General features: G+C 74.3%; 14 protein-coding genes. 7 read left to right on the forward strand and 7 right to left on the reverse strand.

All coding sequences use genetic code 11. The features are described 5' to 3' along the window. Positions 1 to 27 precede the first annotated feature (27 nt). On the forward strand, positions 28 to 1326 hold the full coding sequence (locus tag ACGFSC_RS05710; protein WP_359911977.1) for an alpha/beta hydrolase: 1299 nt from the start codon (positions 28 to 30) through the stop codon (positions 1324 to 1326). A gap of 102 nt (positions 1327 to 1428) precedes the next feature. Here the strand turns inward: ACGFSC_RS05710 and ACGFSC_RS05715 are convergent, their stop codons facing one another. Beyond that, positions 1429 to 2172: a class I SAM-dependent methyltransferase gene (locus ACGFSC_RS05715; RefSeq protein ID WP_359911980.1), complete on the reverse strand. Its 744-nt coding sequence runs from the start codon at positions 2170 to 2172 to the stop codon at positions 1429 to 1431. A gap of 363 nt (positions 2173 to 2535) precedes the next feature. On the opposite strand from ACGFSC_RS05715, the gene ACGFSC_RS05720 reads away from it, so the two are divergent. From ACGFSC_RS05720 to ACGFSC_RS05735, 4 genes are all read left to right on the forward strand, one after another. Beyond that, positions 2536 to 3546 (forward strand): DUF4073 domain-containing protein, encoded by a 1011-nt coding sequence (locus ACGFSC_RS05720; RefSeq protein ID WP_359911983.1) that lies wholly within the window; start codon positions 2536 to 2538, stop codon positions 3544 to 3546. 79 nt (positions 3547 to 3625) lie between these two features. Further along, complete coding sequence (locus ACGFSC_RS05725) at positions 3626 to 4336, forward strand: TetR family transcriptional regulator (protein ID WP_359911985.1); 711 nt, start codon at positions 3626 to 3628, stop codon at positions 4334 to 4336. A gap of 2 nt (positions 4337 to 4338) precedes the next feature. Continuing rightward, entirely contained in the window at positions 4339 to 5880 is a 1542-nt protein-coding gene (locus tag ACGFSC_RS05730) for an FAD-dependent monooxygenase (protein WP_359911988.1), read from the forward strand. A 136-nt stretch (positions 5881 to 6016) separates the two neighbouring features. Further along, positions 6017 to 6316 carry a hypothetical protein gene (locus ACGFSC_RS05735; protein ID WP_359911990.1) on the forward strand — a complete coding sequence of 100 codons (300 nt, stop codon included), beginning with the start codon at positions 6017 to 6019 and terminating at the stop codon, positions 6314 to 6316. A gap of 145 nt (positions 6317 to 6461) precedes the next feature. On the opposite strand, the gene ACGFSC_RS05740 is transcribed toward ACGFSC_RS05735, so the two are convergent. Then, positions 6462 to 7097 (reverse strand): DUF4937 domain-containing protein, encoded by a 636-nt coding sequence (locus ACGFSC_RS05740; protein WP_359911993.1) that lies wholly within the window; start codon positions 7095 to 7097, stop codon positions 6462 to 6464. Positions 7098 to 7319: 222 nt separating this feature from the next. Here ACGFSC_RS05740 and ACGFSC_RS05745 point away from each other — a divergent pair, with 222 nt between their 5' ends. Both ACGFSC_RS05745 and ACGFSC_RS05750 read left to right on the forward strand, forming a co-directional pair. Next, the gene (locus ACGFSC_RS05745; RefSeq protein WP_359911995.1) at positions 7320 to 8342 is read left to right on the forward strand and encodes a helix-turn-helix domain-containing protein; all 1023 of its coding nucleotides are present in this window, start codon (positions 7320 to 7322) and stop codon (positions 8340 to 8342) included. Positions 8343 to 8376: 34 nt separating this feature from the next. Further along, positions 8377 to 9129, forward strand: a complete 753-nt coding sequence (locus ACGFSC_RS05750) for an MBL fold metallo-hydrolase (RefSeq protein ID WP_359911997.1) — start codon at positions 8377 to 8379, stop codon at positions 9127 to 9129. 83 nt (positions 9130 to 9212) lie between these two features. Here the strand turns inward: ACGFSC_RS05750 and ACGFSC_RS05755 are convergent, their stop codons facing one another. The 5 genes from ACGFSC_RS05755 to gcvPA all read right to left on the reverse strand — a co-directional run bounded on the left by ACGFSC_RS05755 (position 9213) and on the right by gcvPA (position 14858). Beyond that, entirely contained in the window at positions 9213 to 9866 is a 654-nt protein-coding gene (locus tag ACGFSC_RS05755) for a GntR family transcriptional regulator (RefSeq protein ID WP_359911999.1), read from the reverse strand. A 99-nt stretch (positions 9867 to 9965) separates the two neighbouring features. Next, positions 9966 to 10712, reverse strand: coding sequence for a glucose 1-dehydrogenase (locus ACGFSC_RS05760; RefSeq protein WP_359912002.1), 747 nt, complete (start codon positions 10710 to 10712; stop codon positions 9966 to 9968). A gap of 20 nt (positions 10713 to 10732) precedes the next feature. After that, positions 10733 to 11908 (reverse strand): NAD(+)/NADH kinase, encoded by a 1176-nt coding sequence (locus ACGFSC_RS05765; RefSeq protein ID WP_359912005.1) that lies wholly within the window; start codon positions 11906 to 11908, stop codon positions 10733 to 10735. Then, positions 11905 to 13503: an aminomethyl-transferring glycine dehydrogenase subunit GcvPB gene (gcvPB, locus tag ACGFSC_RS05770; protein ID WP_359912007.1), complete on the reverse strand. Its 1599-nt coding sequence runs from the start codon at positions 13501 to 13503 to the stop codon at positions 11905 to 11907. Before gcvPB ends, ACGFSC_RS05765 begins: the two co-directional genes overlap by 4 nt. Beyond that, on the reverse strand, positions 13500 to 14858 hold the full coding sequence (gene gcvPA / locus ACGFSC_RS05775; protein ID WP_359912010.1) for an aminomethyl-transferring glycine dehydrogenase subunit GcvPA: 1359 nt from the start codon (positions 14856 to 14858) through the stop codon (positions 13500 to 13502). Before gcvPA ends, gcvPB begins: the two co-directional genes overlap by 4 nt. Positions 14859 to 14889: the final 31 nt, after the last annotated feature.

A 14889-nucleotide genomic window follows, 5' to 3' on the forward strand; every position in this document is an offset into this window, starting at 1 on the left:
CGCCGGCGGCGAACCTAACGTGGCGTCATGTCGACAACTCCCCGGTGGCGGAGCGCCGCGCTGCTCGCCGTGCCCATCGCCGTCCTCCTCCCGCTGACCGGCCCACAGGCCGCTTCGGCCGCCTCCCCGACCGTCGGACCGCCTTCCGTCGCCACCTCGTCGCGCCCGCCCGTGTCCGTGCCCGTGGACGTGTCCGTGCCCGTGGAGGCGGGGGCGGACGTGGGCGTCGGCGCGGGCGCGGGCGCGGGCCTGGGCGCGGACGCGCAGGCGGACACGGACGCGAAGGCCGGGGCGCCGCAGGTGCCCGCGCCCACCACGCACCGGCTGATCGGTGCCGCCTCGGTCCGCCTGGTGGACACCGGCCGGCACGACCCCTGGCGGCCGGACGCCGCCACCCGCGAACTGATGGCCACCTTCTGGTACCCGGCGCAGTCCGCGCGCGGCGGGCAACTGCCCTACCTCTCCCCGGAGATGTCCACCGCCCGGTACGGCACTCCGGACCTCGGCGCCGTCGGGACGGGGGTGCGGGTCCGCACGGTGCCCGCGCCCGGGCGGCACCCGTTGGTGGTGCTCTCGCCCGGCTTCGGCTTCGACCGCTCCTCGCTCACCGCCCTCGCCGAGGACCTCGCGGCCCGGGGTTACGCGGTGGCCGCGCTGGACCACACCTACGAGACGGCCGTGCAGTTCCCCGACGGGCGGATGGAGTCCTGCCTGATCTGCGACAAGGTGGACGACCGACTGGCGGCCGAGGTCATCCGCAGCCGGGCGAAGGACATCGCCTTCCTGATCGACCGGCTGACCGCGCCCGGCCCGGGGCTCGTCCGCGGGCTGCGGATCGACGCCTCCCGGATCGGCGCGGCCGGCCACTCCATCGGCGGCGCGAGCGCCGTCGAGGCGATGCGGGTGGACGGCCGGATCCGCGCCGCCGCCAACCTGGACGGCGACTTCTTCGCCCCGCTGCCGGCCGAGGGCCTCTCCCGCCCGGTGCTGCTGCTCGGTGCGCAGCGTCACGCCGGCGAGACCCCGACGGCGAACTGGGACGAGACCTGGCAGCACCTGACCGGGTGGAAGCGCTGGCTGGACCTGCCGGAGGGCGGGCATCTGTCGTTCTGCGACGTGCACTGGCTGGTGGACGCCCTCGGCATCCGTGACCAGGTGCCGCCCGACACCGCTCCGGGGCAGTACGGCAGCATCAAGGGTGCCCGCGCGCTCGCCGCCACCCGGGCGTACCTCGGCGCGTTCTTCGACCGGCACCTGCTCGACCGCCCGGGCCGACTGCTGGACGGACCCTCGGCGGCCTTCCCGGAGGTCCGCTTCGCCAAGTAGGGCACGGCCCCGACGGGTTGGACCCATGGCGGCCGCCGCCGGCCCGCCTGCCGGTGGCGGCCGGTGGGGCCGGGGGGCGGCCGTGGGGCCGGTGCGGCCGGGTCAGGCGCGGCAGCGCAGCATCTCCAGTGGCGGGTGTGCGAGGAGGTCCGCCCAGAACTCCCTGCCGAACGCGCGGATGCCGGCCTCGGACACGCCCAGCGGCACCCACTCCAGGGCGGTGAACCCGGCCGCCCGCAGGCTCTCCTCGTACACCTCGCGGCGGGGGGCCGCGCACACGATGCTGATCGGCCGCGGGTCGAGGAGCGCCGTGACCCGCACCCGCGGACCCGTCTCGATCTCCCCGCCGATCGGCTCGCAGCGGAACCCGTACTCCTCCAGGGACGGACAGTCGAACCGGTAGTCCGGCTTCTGGGCGAGGACGAAGAGTTCCCCGCCCGGCACCAGGCTCCGGTGGATGGCGCGGCACATCCGCTCCATCGCCGCGATGTCCTCGGCGTAGTTGAGGCACTGCACCGCCAGGGCGATGTCGAACTGCCGGTCGAGCTGGCGTAGTTCGGCCACGTCGCCGACCTCGTAGCGCACGTCCGGCGGGTCGCGCCGCTCGATCGCCCGCGCGGCGGCGATCATCTCGACGGAAATGTCGACACCGAGGACGTCGGTGGCGCCGCGTCGCTTGAACTCCCTGCTGTAGAAGCCGGTGCCGCACGCCAGGTCGAGGATCGACCGGCCGCTCACGTCCCCGACCAGGCCGAGGAAGCTCGGCACCTCCCCGTAGCGCGTCAACGGCAGGGCCTTGAACCCCTCGAACGCCTCGCCGATCCCGTCGTACTGCTGCACGCCCATGTGCCGCCCCCTCCGGTGCGTCGTCCTGTCCGTACGTCGTCCCGCGCGCGGCCGAACACGGCCTCCGGGCTCGGAGGCCCTGCCTGCCGGGCCGCGGTCCCGGCGGAAAGTCTCCTCCGCGCCCGTCCGCGGCCGTACTGGCGGATGACACAAAGAAGTCGGCCGGGCGGCGGGGTTCACAGGAGCGGGCGACCCGGTTCGCCGGGTCGGGCCCGGCCGCTCGGCCCCGGACGGCCCGCGCAGGGCCTGCCCGACAGTGCCCGTTCACCTGGCCGCCCACTTGGTCGCCTATTGATAACGGGTCTGGTCCGAAGCGCGCGGCCGAGGTCCCTCGATCCCGTGCGACGCCCGAAAGGAAAGACCATGGAACGCAGGACCCTGCTCGGCGCGACCGCCGGGGCACTGGTGCTCGGAGGCCTCGCCCAGGGGATCGCCGAGGCGGAACCCGCCGACGGCGGCGGCCTGGTGAGCACCTTCAACGTCATCAGTGACATTCAGGGCGACCTCGGCGACTTCGCCCAGGCGCTGAAGGACATCCGGGCCACCAACCCGCACGCGTCGGGCCTGGCCGTCGCCGGGGACATCACGCCGCGCGGCTACGACTTCGAGTACGCCGACGTGCGGAAGGTGCTGGAGCAGGGGCCCAAGCCCCGCGAGGTCGCCTGGGCCATCGGCAACCACGAGTTCTACGTCCCCAAGTGGGCCGACCCGAACACGCTCGCCCAGAGCACCTGGCCCAACGGCACCACCGAGGAGTCCCTCTTCCGCGGCTTCTACCGCTTCGCCGAGCGGTCCACGATCTACGCGGAGACCACCTTCGGCGGCATCCCGGTCCTGACCCTCGGCACCGAGCGCTACATGAAGTACCACGACAACTCCCTGTGGGACGAGGTGTGGATCAGCGACGCGCAGTTCCAGTGGCTGGAGGAGCGCCTGCAGTACTGGGCGAGGCGCCGGAAGCCGGTCATGGTGATCACCCACCACCCGCTGCCCGACACCGTCTCCGGTACCCGGAGCAAGATCTACATGGGCGACTACCTCCAGCCCGACCGCCTCCTCGGCCTCCTCGGGCGCCACCGCGACGTGTTCCTCTTCAGCGGCCACACCCACTGGGACCTGACCCTCTCCGACTGGTACGTGCGCCGCGTCGTGCCGGGCACCGCCAACCTCGACGGCTTCTCGGTGGTCAACACCGGCGCGGTGCAGACCGGTTTCGCCGACAACGGGCAGGGCGGCGAGGTCACCGTCCCCGGGCACTTCAACCAGGGGCTCCAGGTGGACGTGTACCGGGACCGGGTCGTCATCAGGGCGCGCGACTTCGCGACGGGCGCCTGGATGAAGCGGATATCCGTGCCGCTGTCCACGCGGATCTGACCCGCGGGCCCTCGGGCCCGAAAAACTTGCCGCTGCGGAAACATTGCCGTGGCGGCAAATTTCGTCCTACGCTGCTCGCATGGCACCTGCACCTGAGGCCCGTACCACCGGGCAGCCCGGACTCCGCGAGCGCAAGAAGCGGGAGACCCGGGTCGCGCTGAGCCGGGCGGCGATCCGGCTCTGCGTCCTGCACGGCTGGGACGCCGTGACGGTCGATCAGATCGCCGCCGAGGCCGACGTCTCGGTGCGCACCTTCCGCAACTACTTCGCCGGCAAGGCCGAGGCGATCGCCGCCAGTCACCTGGAGCGGATGCTCCGGGTCGCCGACGACCTGCTCGCCCGCCCGGCCGACGAGCCGCTCTGGGACTCGCTGCTCCGGGCCGTGCTGGGCCAGTTCGCGCCGCCGGAAACCTCCGGTGCCGACAACTCCGCCGCGCAGAGCGAGCGTTGGCGCGAGGGGGTGCGGCTGATGCTGGCCGAACCGGCGCTGGCCGGCGAGATCGTCAAGGCCAACGCCGCCGCCCAGCAGGAGCTGGCCGAGGCCGTCGCGCGGCGCACCGGGACCGACGCCGAACGCGACGTCTACCCGAAGCTGGTGGCGGCCGTGATCGGGGCCGCCAGCGCGGTGGCCGTCGAGCACAGCCTTCGCGCCGACGATCCCGTGCCGCTCGGCACGGTCCTGGCCCAGGTCTTCGAGCAGGTCGCCGCCGGCCTGCCCGTCCCGTGGCGAGCGGCGGCGACCGACTCGCCCGCGGTGCCACCTCTTCCCGTTCGCACCAAGGAGACGTGACCGTGACAGCCGACGTGATCATCGTGGGTGGCGGCCCGAACGGGCTGATGCTGGCCTGCGAACTGAGCCTGGCCGGCATTCGCCCGATCGTGCTGGAGCAGCTCCCGCAGCCCAGCACCGAACCCAAGGCCAACGGCCTGCTCGGCCAGGTGGTCCGCCTGGCCGACCACCGCGGCCTGTACGAGCCGCTCAGCGGCAGCCCGGAGCCTCCGCGGCCGAACTCCGCGTACTTCATGTTCGCCGCCATGGGCCTCGACCTCGGCCGGTTGGACGCCAGCCCGGTCTTCGGCCTGGCCGCCCCGCAGCACCGCATCGTCGAGGTCCTGGAGGAACGCGCCCGCGCCCTCGGCGTCGACCTGCGGCGCGGGTACCGGGTCGGCGCCGTCGCCCAGGACGAGGAGGCCGTCACCCTCGACGTCACCGGTCCCGACGGCGACCAGCGGATGCGCGCCCGCTGGGTGGTCGGCGCGGACGGCGCGCACAGCGTGATCCGCAAGGGGAGCGGCATCGGGTTCCCCGGAGCCAGCTACGACCGCCGCACCAACCGCACCGTCCACGCCACCGTCCCCAGTGACTGGATCGACCCCGTCAACGGCGCCCTCACCATCCCCGGCCACGGACCCGTCCTGCCCTTCCTGCCCCACCGCGCCGAACGGGGCGGCTTCTCCTACGCGCCGTTCCCCGGGCAGCCGCCGCTGATCAGCACCACCGAGTGGGACCAGGTCGCGACGGACGAGCCGATGACCCTGGCCGAAATGGAGTCGAGCATCCGCCGGGTCCTCGGCGTCGACCTGCCGCTCGGCCCGCCGGACGGCGCCGGCCCGCACGTGCTGCGGCGGTTGACCGGCGGCAACACCCGGGTCGCCGACCGGTTCCGCGACGGCCGGGTCCTGCTGATCGGCGACGCCGCCCACGTCTACACCTCCGGCGGCGGCCCCGGGCTGAACCTCGGCCTGCAGGACGCCGCCAACCTCGGCTGGAAACTCGCCGCCGTGCTGCGCGACACCGCCCCGACCGGTCTGCTCGACAGCTACGACACCGAGCGCCGCCAGGCCGCCCGCCGCATGGTGCTCAACGCCGAGGCGCAGTCCGCGCTCACCGCACCGGGAAGCGACACGACCGCCCTGCGCGAACTCTTCGCCGAGCTGCTCGCCCACAAGGAGGTCGTCCAGCACCTCGCCGACCTCACCGCGGGCACCGACGTGCGCTACGACATGGGCATCACCGATCCCCACCCCGCAGTCGGCCGGTTCGCACCGGACCTGGAGCTGACCACCGGGACGGGGAAGGCCAGGATCGCCGAACTCGCCCGAAGCGCACGGCCGTTGCTGATCGACCTGACCGAGGACCAGTCGCTGGCAGCCGCACTGGCGGAGGACCAGGACGCCGTCGAGGTCGTCGTCGCGAAGGGCGGCCCGGCCGGCCTCACCGGTCTGCTGATCCGACCCGACGGCTACGTGGCCTGGGCCGGCGGCTCACCCCGCCCCGCCCCGGCCGAACAGGCCGAGCTGCGGGCGGCCGTCGGGCGCTGGTTCACGGTCTGACCAGCAGCGGCAGCAGCCGCAGCCGCCCGGCGCTGCCGGGGTTCCCCAGCGATTCGCCGGCCGCCGTTACGGGCCGCCCGGGGTGGGTAGGCGCGACCGGGCGAGGGGGGCCGAGACCAGGACGAAGGGGGTCCCCATGCTGCTGCTGGGACTTCTGCTGATGGCGGCGTCCGGCGCGTTCGTCGGACTGCTGATCGCGGGCAACCTCTCCGGTGGGCCCGACTACCAGGTGACGATCCTGGGCAACAACCTGGTGGCGCTGAACAGCCTGAGCATCTTCCTGGCCGGGGTGGCGCTGGCGCTGCTCTTCTGCCTCGGCCTCGCGTTGATGCGGCTGTCCCGGCGGGCCCCGCGACGGGCCCGGCCGGCCCCCACCGATCCGGAGCGGCGGACCGCCGCACCGGGCGGCGGGATGCGGCACCCGCCGGGGCACTGAGCACCCGCCGGGGCCGACGGGGGCGCTCCCGTCGGCCCCGGCCACCGACTCCACCCGCCCCGCCGGGCGGCCCCGGCCGGCACGTCCGCCGCGCCCGCGTGTCGATCAGCCCGACCGGCGCGTTGTTGCCGGACATGGCGGTGGTTCAGGCGTCGGCCCCGATGTGCCAGGACGGTTCGAGGGGGAGCAGGTGGCCCGTCAGGGTGTGGACGTCGGTGGGGACGCCGGCGCGGGCGAGCAGGGCCGGGAGGTGGTGGGTGGTGTAGGCGTGGTGGGCGGCGGGGGTGGTCCAGAGGGTGGTGACGAGGTGGCGCTCGGGGGTGAGGCGGGTGACGGTGCCGCCCAGCATGCCGTCCGCCGCCGCCATGCCCGGGGCCCAGAGCTCGCGCTGGACGTCGAGGAAGTGGTCGGCGCGGCCGGGGTGGAGCCGGCAGTCGGCGGCGCGCAGGACGGTGGCGCGGGCGAGGGCGGCGGGGAGGGAGGGGGCCGCGCCCGGCATGGTGAGGACGACCGGGCCGGTGGCGATCTCGATCCCCGTGCAGCTGGAGCGCTGGTCGGCGTGGGCGGCGGCCCGGTCGTGGCGCTCGCGCATGAAGCGGGTGTACGCGGGCTCGTCGCTCCACAGGGCGAGCAGCAGGGCGCGGTCGGCGCCGGGTGCCCAGCCGCCGGTCTGGCCGACCAGGCCCGGCTGGTCGGAGATCGCCGACCAGCGGCGCTGTCCGGCGGCGAACGCCTCGCGTGCTCCGGGTCGAACCCGGCAGTCGATCCACTTGCCGATCATGCGGGCCATCATGCTTCGGGGAGGCGGCGGAGAGGCAATCGGGCGTTGGTCCCGGGGGTGGTCGGACCAGGGGCGTAGGGCCTCGCCGGGGGCCGTGTCCTGATGCGGCGCTGACGGGATGCGGCGCTGGCCGGATGCGGTGGTGTCCGGATGCCCGTGCTGTCCGGATGTTGCAGAGTCCCGTCATTGCCGCCATCACTGCCGCCGGGCGAGAGTGTGGGCATGAACGACGCACCCCGCCTGCCGCATCTGGTCGTGATCCCGGTGTTCCCCGGAGTGAACGCGCTGGACGTGACCGGGCCCGCCGAGATCCTCGCGCTGGCCGGGCGGCTGCTGCCGCCCGGGCGGCCGGGGTACGAGGTGCGGGTGTGCGCGGAGCGGAGCGGGCCGGTGGAGACCTTCTCCGGGGTGCCGCTGTACGTGACCGACACCCTGGCCGAGCAGCGGGTGCGGCCGGACACGGTGCTGGTACCGGGGCGGGTGGACCTGGGCCGGGACGGGCCGGTGCCGCGGGTGGACCCGGCGGTGGTCGCCTGGCTGAGGGAGGCCGGTCCTCGGGCCGGGCGGATCGCCTCGGTGTGTGCGGGCGCGCACGTGGCGGCGGCGGCCGGACTGCTGGACGGGCATCGCGCGACCACCCACTGGGCGACCGCCGAGCGGCTGGCCGCCGACCATCCGGCCGTCGAGGTGGACGCCGACCCGGTGTTCATCCGCTCCGGACGGTTGTGGACCAGCGCGGGCCTGACCACCTCCATGGACCTCACCCTCGCCCTGGTCGCCGAGGACCACGGCGACGACCTGGCCCTGCAGATCGCGCGGATCATGGTCATGTACCTCCAACGCCCGGGCGGACAGAGCCAGTTCAGCGTGCCCCTGGCGCACCGTACGGGCGGCCGGGCGGACCTGGGCGGCCTGCGCCGCTGGATCGCCGAGCACCTGGACGCCGATCTGTCGGTGTCCGTGCTCGCCGGGCGACTCGCCATGAGCGAACGGCATTTCGCCCGGGTCTTCCGTGCGGAGACCGGTACCACCCCCGGCTCCTACGTGGAGGAGCTGCGCCTGGAGGCGGCCCGCCGGCTGCTGGAGCGCAGTGACCATCCGCTGCCCGGGGTCGCCCGGTCCTGCGGCTTCGGTTCCGTGGAGACCTTGCACCGGGTGTTCAGGGACCGGCTGTCCACCACTCCGGGGGAGTACCGGCGCCGGTTCCGGATCCCGGCGACGAATACCGATCGACCTAATGACTGACTGAGCGTCAATTCACCATGAGGGAAGGAACACTGTGAGGATCAAGGCCACGCACATCGGAACCGCGACGGTCCTGCTGGAGGTCGGCGGTCTGCGGCTGCTCACCGATCCGGTCTTCGACCCGGCCCCCGCCGAGTACCGGCACGATCCGGTGGTCCTGCGCAGCACCCGGGGCCCGGCGACGGGTGTGCACGAGCTGCCGCCGGTGGACGCCGTGCTGCTCAGCCACGACGAGCACCCCGACAACCTGGACGCCACCGGCCGTACCCTGCTCGCCGGGCGCCCGGTGCTGACCACGGTCGGCGGGGCGGCCCGGCTCGGTGGCGGCGCGCTCGGGCTGGCGCCGTGGCAGACCCGCGACCTCACCGTGGGCGGCCGCACCCTGCGGGTGACCGGGACGCCCGGTGTGCACGGACCGGTCGGGGAGGTCACCGGGTTCGTGGTCGAGGTGCCGGGCGAGCCGGAGGCGCTGTACGTCTCGGGCGACACCGTCCACATCCCCGAACTGGACGAGGTGGGGCGGAGGTTCCGGATCGGCACGGCGCTGCTGCACCTCGGCGCCGCCCGGATCGAGGCCTTCGGCGGCGGCGAGCTGATCACCATGAACGCGGCGCAGGCCGCCGCGCTCACCGCCTCGCTCGGAGCCCGCCGGGTCGTGCCCGTCCACTACACCTCGTGGCAGCACTTCACCGAGGGGCGGACGGAGACCGCCGCACGGTTCGCGGCGGCGGGCCTGGCCGACCGGCTGCACTGGCTCACCCCGGGCGTCGCCGAGGTGCTCGACTGACGAGCGGACCGGTTCAGGGCGCCGGGTTCAGAGCAGCGGGTTCAGGGCGCCCGGTTGGGAGCCCCGGGTTGAGGGCGCCGGGTTCAGAGCGCGGCGACCGGGGGCAGGCGGTCCAGGATGCGTTCCATGCCGCTGGTCCAGTTGGCCTCCAGCGCGGTGACGGCCTGGTCGACGTCGCCTTCGAGCAGGCACTGGGCGATCCGCTCGTGCTCCTCGGCGGCGCGTTCCAGGATCTCGTGGTCGCCGACCACCACCCGCTCGTAGCGGTGCAGGGTGAGTTTCAGCGACTCGATCATCTCGCGCAGCCGGGCGTTGGCGCAGCCGGAGAGCAGCAGGGCGTGCCAGGCGTCGTCGTGGCGCTCTATGGTGCCGTGCGTGGCCTGGGGGGCGGAGAAGGCGCGGGCCTCGGCGAGCAGCCTGGGGGCGATCTCGGCCAGGTGGGCCGGGTCGGAGGTGCGCAGGGCCAGCGACTCCAGGGCGATCACGATCGCGGTGAGGTCGAGGAACTCCTGTTTGCCGGTCGGGGCGAAGCGGAAGCCCTTGCCGCGCTCGCTGGTGATGATGCCCTCGCGTTCCAGGCTGATCAGGGCCTCGCGCAGGGGGGTTCGGCTGACGCCCAGTTCCTCGGCGAGCTGGACCTCGTTGATCGACTCGCCGGGGGTGAACCGGCCGCGGCCGAGCTGCTCCAGGAGTTCGTCCTTCACCTGCTCGCGCAGCGGCCGCCGCTCGATCGCCATCAAACGTCCCTTCTTCCTCGGTCCGTAGCGTACCGGCCGGGCGACGCGTGCCGTCGCCCGGCCGTCGTACGGGGTTGCGGTGCTGTACGGTCGCGGGCGTCAGGCGGTGCCGGCGCCGTCCACGGCGATGACCGCGCCGCTGACGAAGGCGGCGGCGTCGCTGGCCAGGAAGGCCACGGTCTGGGCGATGTCCCGGGGTTGGCCGATCCGGCCGAGCGGGCGGTCGGCGGCGTCGGTGTAGAAGGCGTCCGGGTTCTCGCCCAGCTGGCGGGCCTCCTCGGCGAGCATGCCGGTGTCGGTGTCGCCCGGGCAGACGCAGTTGACCCGGATGTTGTCCGGGCCGTGGTCGATGGCCATCGCCCGGGTCATGTTGACCACGGCGCCCTTGGAGGCGCAGTAGGAGACGGCCCGGCCGCCGCCCCTGATGCCCCAGCCGGAGCCGGTGTTGACGATGCTGCCGCCGCCGTTCGCGGCCATCAGCGGCACCACGAGTCCGCTGAGCAGCATGATCGAGCGGACGTTGACGGCCATCACCAGGTCCCAGTCCTCGTCGCTGATCCCGGTGACAGTGGAGCGGCGGATGATGCCGGCGTTGTTGAACAGCACGTCGACGCCGCCGTGCTGTTCGACGGCGGTGCGCACGGCCTGCTCGCAGTCGGCGCGCCGGGAGACGTCGCAGCGGACGAAGGTGCCGCCGATCTCCGCGGCGGCCCGTTCGCCGCGTTCGGTGTCGAGGTCGGCGAGGACGACGGCCGCGCCGAGTTCGGCGAGCAGGGCGGCGGTGGCCCGGCCGATGCCGGAGGCGGCGCCGGTGACGATCGCGCGCTTGCCGTGCAGGTCGATCATGGGGAACTCCTCTACAGGGGTCAGGCGGAGAGGCGGTACACGGCGCCGGAGCGGCGGCCGGTGATCACCCGGACGTGGCCGGCGAGGGCGTCGTCCAGGTCGGGGTCGCCGGTGTCGAGCAGCAGCGGGCGCCCGGCCAGGGCGGCGAGCTTCGCCTCGGTGGCGAGCACCAGCAGCCTCTCCCGGCCCGCGGCGCGCAGCAGTTCGGGGGTGAGCTGCTGGTTGCCGCGGCCGAGCAGGAAGCCCTGGCCGCCGATCGGGGAGAGGACGATGTGGGGGGTGGTGGGCAGGGCGCGCAGCTGGTCGGCCCGGGCGTCGCGGATCAGGATCCGGGCGGCGGTGGCGAGGCCGTCGGAGCGGCCGGGCCCGAGGGCGCTGCCGGGGCCGAGCCGCAGCAGGTCGACGCCGGTCAGGCTGGCGCCGGGCGCGCCGAGCGCGGTGGCCACCGCGTGGGTGGTGCTGCCGGGTCCGAGGAGCAGCAGCCCGCCGGGGCCGACCCGTTCGGCGACCTCGGCGGCGAGGCCGGCGGGTGTCCCCGGGTCGGGTCCGGAGCTGCCGGTCTTGCGCTGCTGCACCCGGGCGGGCAGCACCGGGACGGTCAGCCGGCCGTGGAGCCGGGCGGAGACCCGGCCGGCCCGCAGCGCGGCCTCGTCCCGGTCCACCACCTCGGCGTCCTCCAGGCGCACGCCCCGGCCGGTGGCCCAGGCCGCCGCGACCTCGGCGGCGGCCCGGGGGTGGACGGCGAACACGGCGGAGTGCATCTTGACCCCGGCCGGGATGCCGAGCACGGGCAGGCGGGGCTCGGGCCCGAGGGCGTCCAGGACGTCGCGGGCGGTGCCGTCGCCGCCGCAGAACAGCAGCAGTCCGGCGCCGGCCGCGACGAGGGCGCGCACCGCGGCCCGGGTGTCGCCGGCGGTGGTGTCCGCCGCGCCGGGCCGGTGGACGACGCGTGCGGTGCGGCCGGCGGCCCGGGCGGCGTCGGCGCCCATCGTGCCGTCGGCCGTGATCAGCTCCACGTCGGGCGGCAGCCGCCGGAGGGTCAGCGCGGCCCGGGCGACGGCCTGCGGGCGGGCTCCGAGCGCCAGGGCCCGTCGCTGGACCTCGGCGCCGTCGCTGCCCTTGAGGCCGACCCGGCCGCCGAGACCGGCGACCGGGTTGACCACGAGCCCGATCCGGGCGCTCGGGGCGGTGGTCACGGCTGCTCGCCGAGGACCTTGCGGCGGTAGGCGCGCCAGCTGACCGCCCAGACCGCCGGGTCGTCCAGGGGCTCGTGCCGGATCCGGTGCACGGTGGAGTTGTGCGGCGCGGTGCGCACGGTCTCCGGGTCCTCGTACGCCTCGCGGGCGACCTCGGCGAGGATCGCCGCGTACTCGTCGAGGTCGGCCCGGGAGTAGGACTCGGTGGGCTCCAGGGTCATCGGCTCGGGGACGACGTACGGGTGGTGGCTGGTCCAGTAGTGGGTGCCGAAGTCGGCGGCGCGGTAGCCGAGGTCCTCGCTGTGCAGGCCGGTGTCCTCGTTGAGCTGCTGCCAGCTGTAGCGGACCTGTTCGACCCGGGGGCGCCCCTCGGCGTAGGGGACGGATACGCCGCGGATCTGCCGGACCCGGTGCAGCAGGTAGTTGTTGTTGAGGACGGCGGTCTCGGCGGCCGCGCGCAGCCCTTCGGCGCCCAGGGCCGTGATCCAGGCGTAGGCGCGCACCAGGTTCGGGACGACGCCCAGGTAGGGGCGGATCTTGCCGATCGAGTCCGGCCGGTCGTCGTCCAGGACGTACCGCTCGCCGTCGAACTCGACGGTGGGGCGCGGCAGGTAGGGCGCCAGCTCGGCGGTGACGCCGCAGGCGCCGGCGGCCGGGCCGCCGCAGGCGTGCGGGGTGGAGAAGGTCTTGTGCAGGTTGAAGTGGCACAGGTCGAAGCCGGCCTCGCGGGCCCGGGTGATGCCGAGGATGCCGTTGGCGTTGGCCTGGTCGTAGGCGCACAGGCCGCCGGCCTCGTGGACGATCCGGACGAACTCGGCGATCCGGGGGTTGTAGATGCCGGTGTCCTCGGGGTTGGTGATGAGCAGTGCGGCGGTGCGCGGGCCGACGGCGGCGCGCAGCGCCTCGATGTCGGGGTAGCCGTCGGCGTCGGGGTGCAGGGTGATCACCCGGAAGCCGGCGGTCTTGGCGCAGGCGGCGTTGGAGGGGTGGGAGAAGGCGGTGGTGATGATCTCGTCGCGCTGCTCCAGCTCGCCGCGCGCGGCGTGGTGGGCGCGGATCACCGAGACGTTGGTCCAGATCGCCGCCGAGCCCGCGCCGGGCTGGAGGCTGACCCGGTCCATGCCGGAGATCTCCTTGAGCAGCTGCTCCAGCCGGTGGACGAGTTCGAGGACGCCCTGGACGGTGGAGGCGTCCTGTGCGGGGTGCAGGGCGGCGATCCTGGGGTCGCGGACGAAGGCGTCGTTGACCTTGGGGCTGTACTTCATGGTGCAGGTGCCCTGGCCGACGTCGACGTTGAGGTCGGCGCCGAGGTTCTCCTGGGAGAGCCGCAGGTAGTGCCGGAGCACCTGTTGCTGGCCGAGTTCGGGCAGGGCGGGCGGGGCGCTGCGGCGCAGTGCGGCGGGCAGCCGTTCGGCCGGGTCGCCGACGGCGGCGGTGACGGCGGGCTCGGGCAGCGGGGGCAGGACGCCGCGCTCGCCGGGCGCGCCGAGCTCGAAGATCAGCTTCTCGTCCCAGCGGGCCTGGTGGAAGCGGCGCAGGGCGGGTTTGGGGGCGATCCGCGGGTCCACGGACCCGGTGTTCGGGTGGTTCGTCACTTGACGATCTCCTCAAGCGCGTCGGCGAGGCGGTCGATGTCGGCCCGGGTGTGCAGCTCGGTCACGCAGTAGCGGCCCTCGTGGGGGCCGGCCGGGGTGCCGCCGTGCAGGCCGTGGGCGAGCAGCGCCTCGGAGATCTCGGCGGCGGTGCGCTCGCCGGTGTAGCGGACGGTGAAGTCGGCGAAGTGCACGGCCCGCGGGTCCGCCAGGTCGATGCCGGGGACGAGGGCGAGGCGCCGGCGGGCGTAGGCGGTGTTGGCGAGGATCGTCGCGCCGACCTCCCGCATGCCGTGCGGGCCCATCAGCGCGAGGTAGACCCCGGCGGCGATGCCGTGCAGGGCGGCGGCGGTGCCGACCCACTCCTTGCCCTCCTCGCGCAGCGCGAAGGAGGTGCGCTCGTAGGCGACGTCGCCGAAGCCGTACTCGCCGGGGACGTCGGTGGGGGTGAGCCCGAACAGCCGGCTGGGGTACTCGGCGACCAGGCGTTCGTCGTCGGGGCTGCCGATGAAGCCCGCGTTGCCGCCGCCGTAGCCGGGGTGGATGCCGAGCGGCTGGAGGTCGCCGCAGGTGAGGTCGGCGCCGAGTTCGGCGGGCGGGGTGAGCACGCCGAGGCTGATCGGGTTGACGTGGACGACGGCCAGCGCCCCGGCGCCGTGGGCGAGTTCGATGTACTGCGGCAGTTCGTGGTCCACCAGGCCGTCGTGGTCGGTGAGTTGGGCGTAGACGGCGGCCGCGTCGCCCTCGGCCAGGGCCGCCCGGACGGCGGCGGGCTGGGCGGGGACGGGCACCAGCTCGTGGACGCCCCGGACGTAGTCGTGGATCCGGGAGAGCCGGTCCGGGTCGATCGCGCCGACCAGCACCAGCCGGCGCCGCCCGGTGACCCGTCCGGCCATCCGCAGCGCCGTGGCGGCGGCCTGGAAGCCGTCGTACGTCGGCACGTTGACGACGTCGACGGCCAGCAGCTCGGCCATCAGCGACTGGTACTCCCACAGCGCCTGGAAGCGGCCGTGGTCCTCGTACGGCTCGCCCGCGTAGGCGGTGAGGAACTCGCTGCGGTTGACGATCTCGTCCACCACGGCGGGTACGTGGTGGCGGTAGCAGCCGGCGCCGAGGAAGCTGCGGCCCGGCGGGACGGCGGTGTTGCGGGAGAGCAGCTCCTCCATGTGGGCGACCAGTCGGGCCTCGGAGCCGAGCGGCTCGGGCAGTCGCAGCGGGCGGTCCAGCCGGAGGGCGGCGGGGATGTCGGCGTAGAACTCCTCGACGTCCTGGGCGCCGACCGCCGCCAGCATCGCTTTCCTCACCTGCGGGGCGGAGTTGGGGATGTACGGGTGGGTTCGGGGGACGCGTGTGCTCATGCTGGCACCTTCCGCGATTTCAGTCACAAGC

It is taken from the genome of Kitasatospora sp. NPDC048715 (assembly GCF_043198905.1).
GTDB classification, from domain to species: domain Bacteria; phylum Actinomycetota; class Actinomycetes; order Streptomycetales; family Streptomycetaceae; genus Kitasatospora; species Kitasatospora lactacystinica.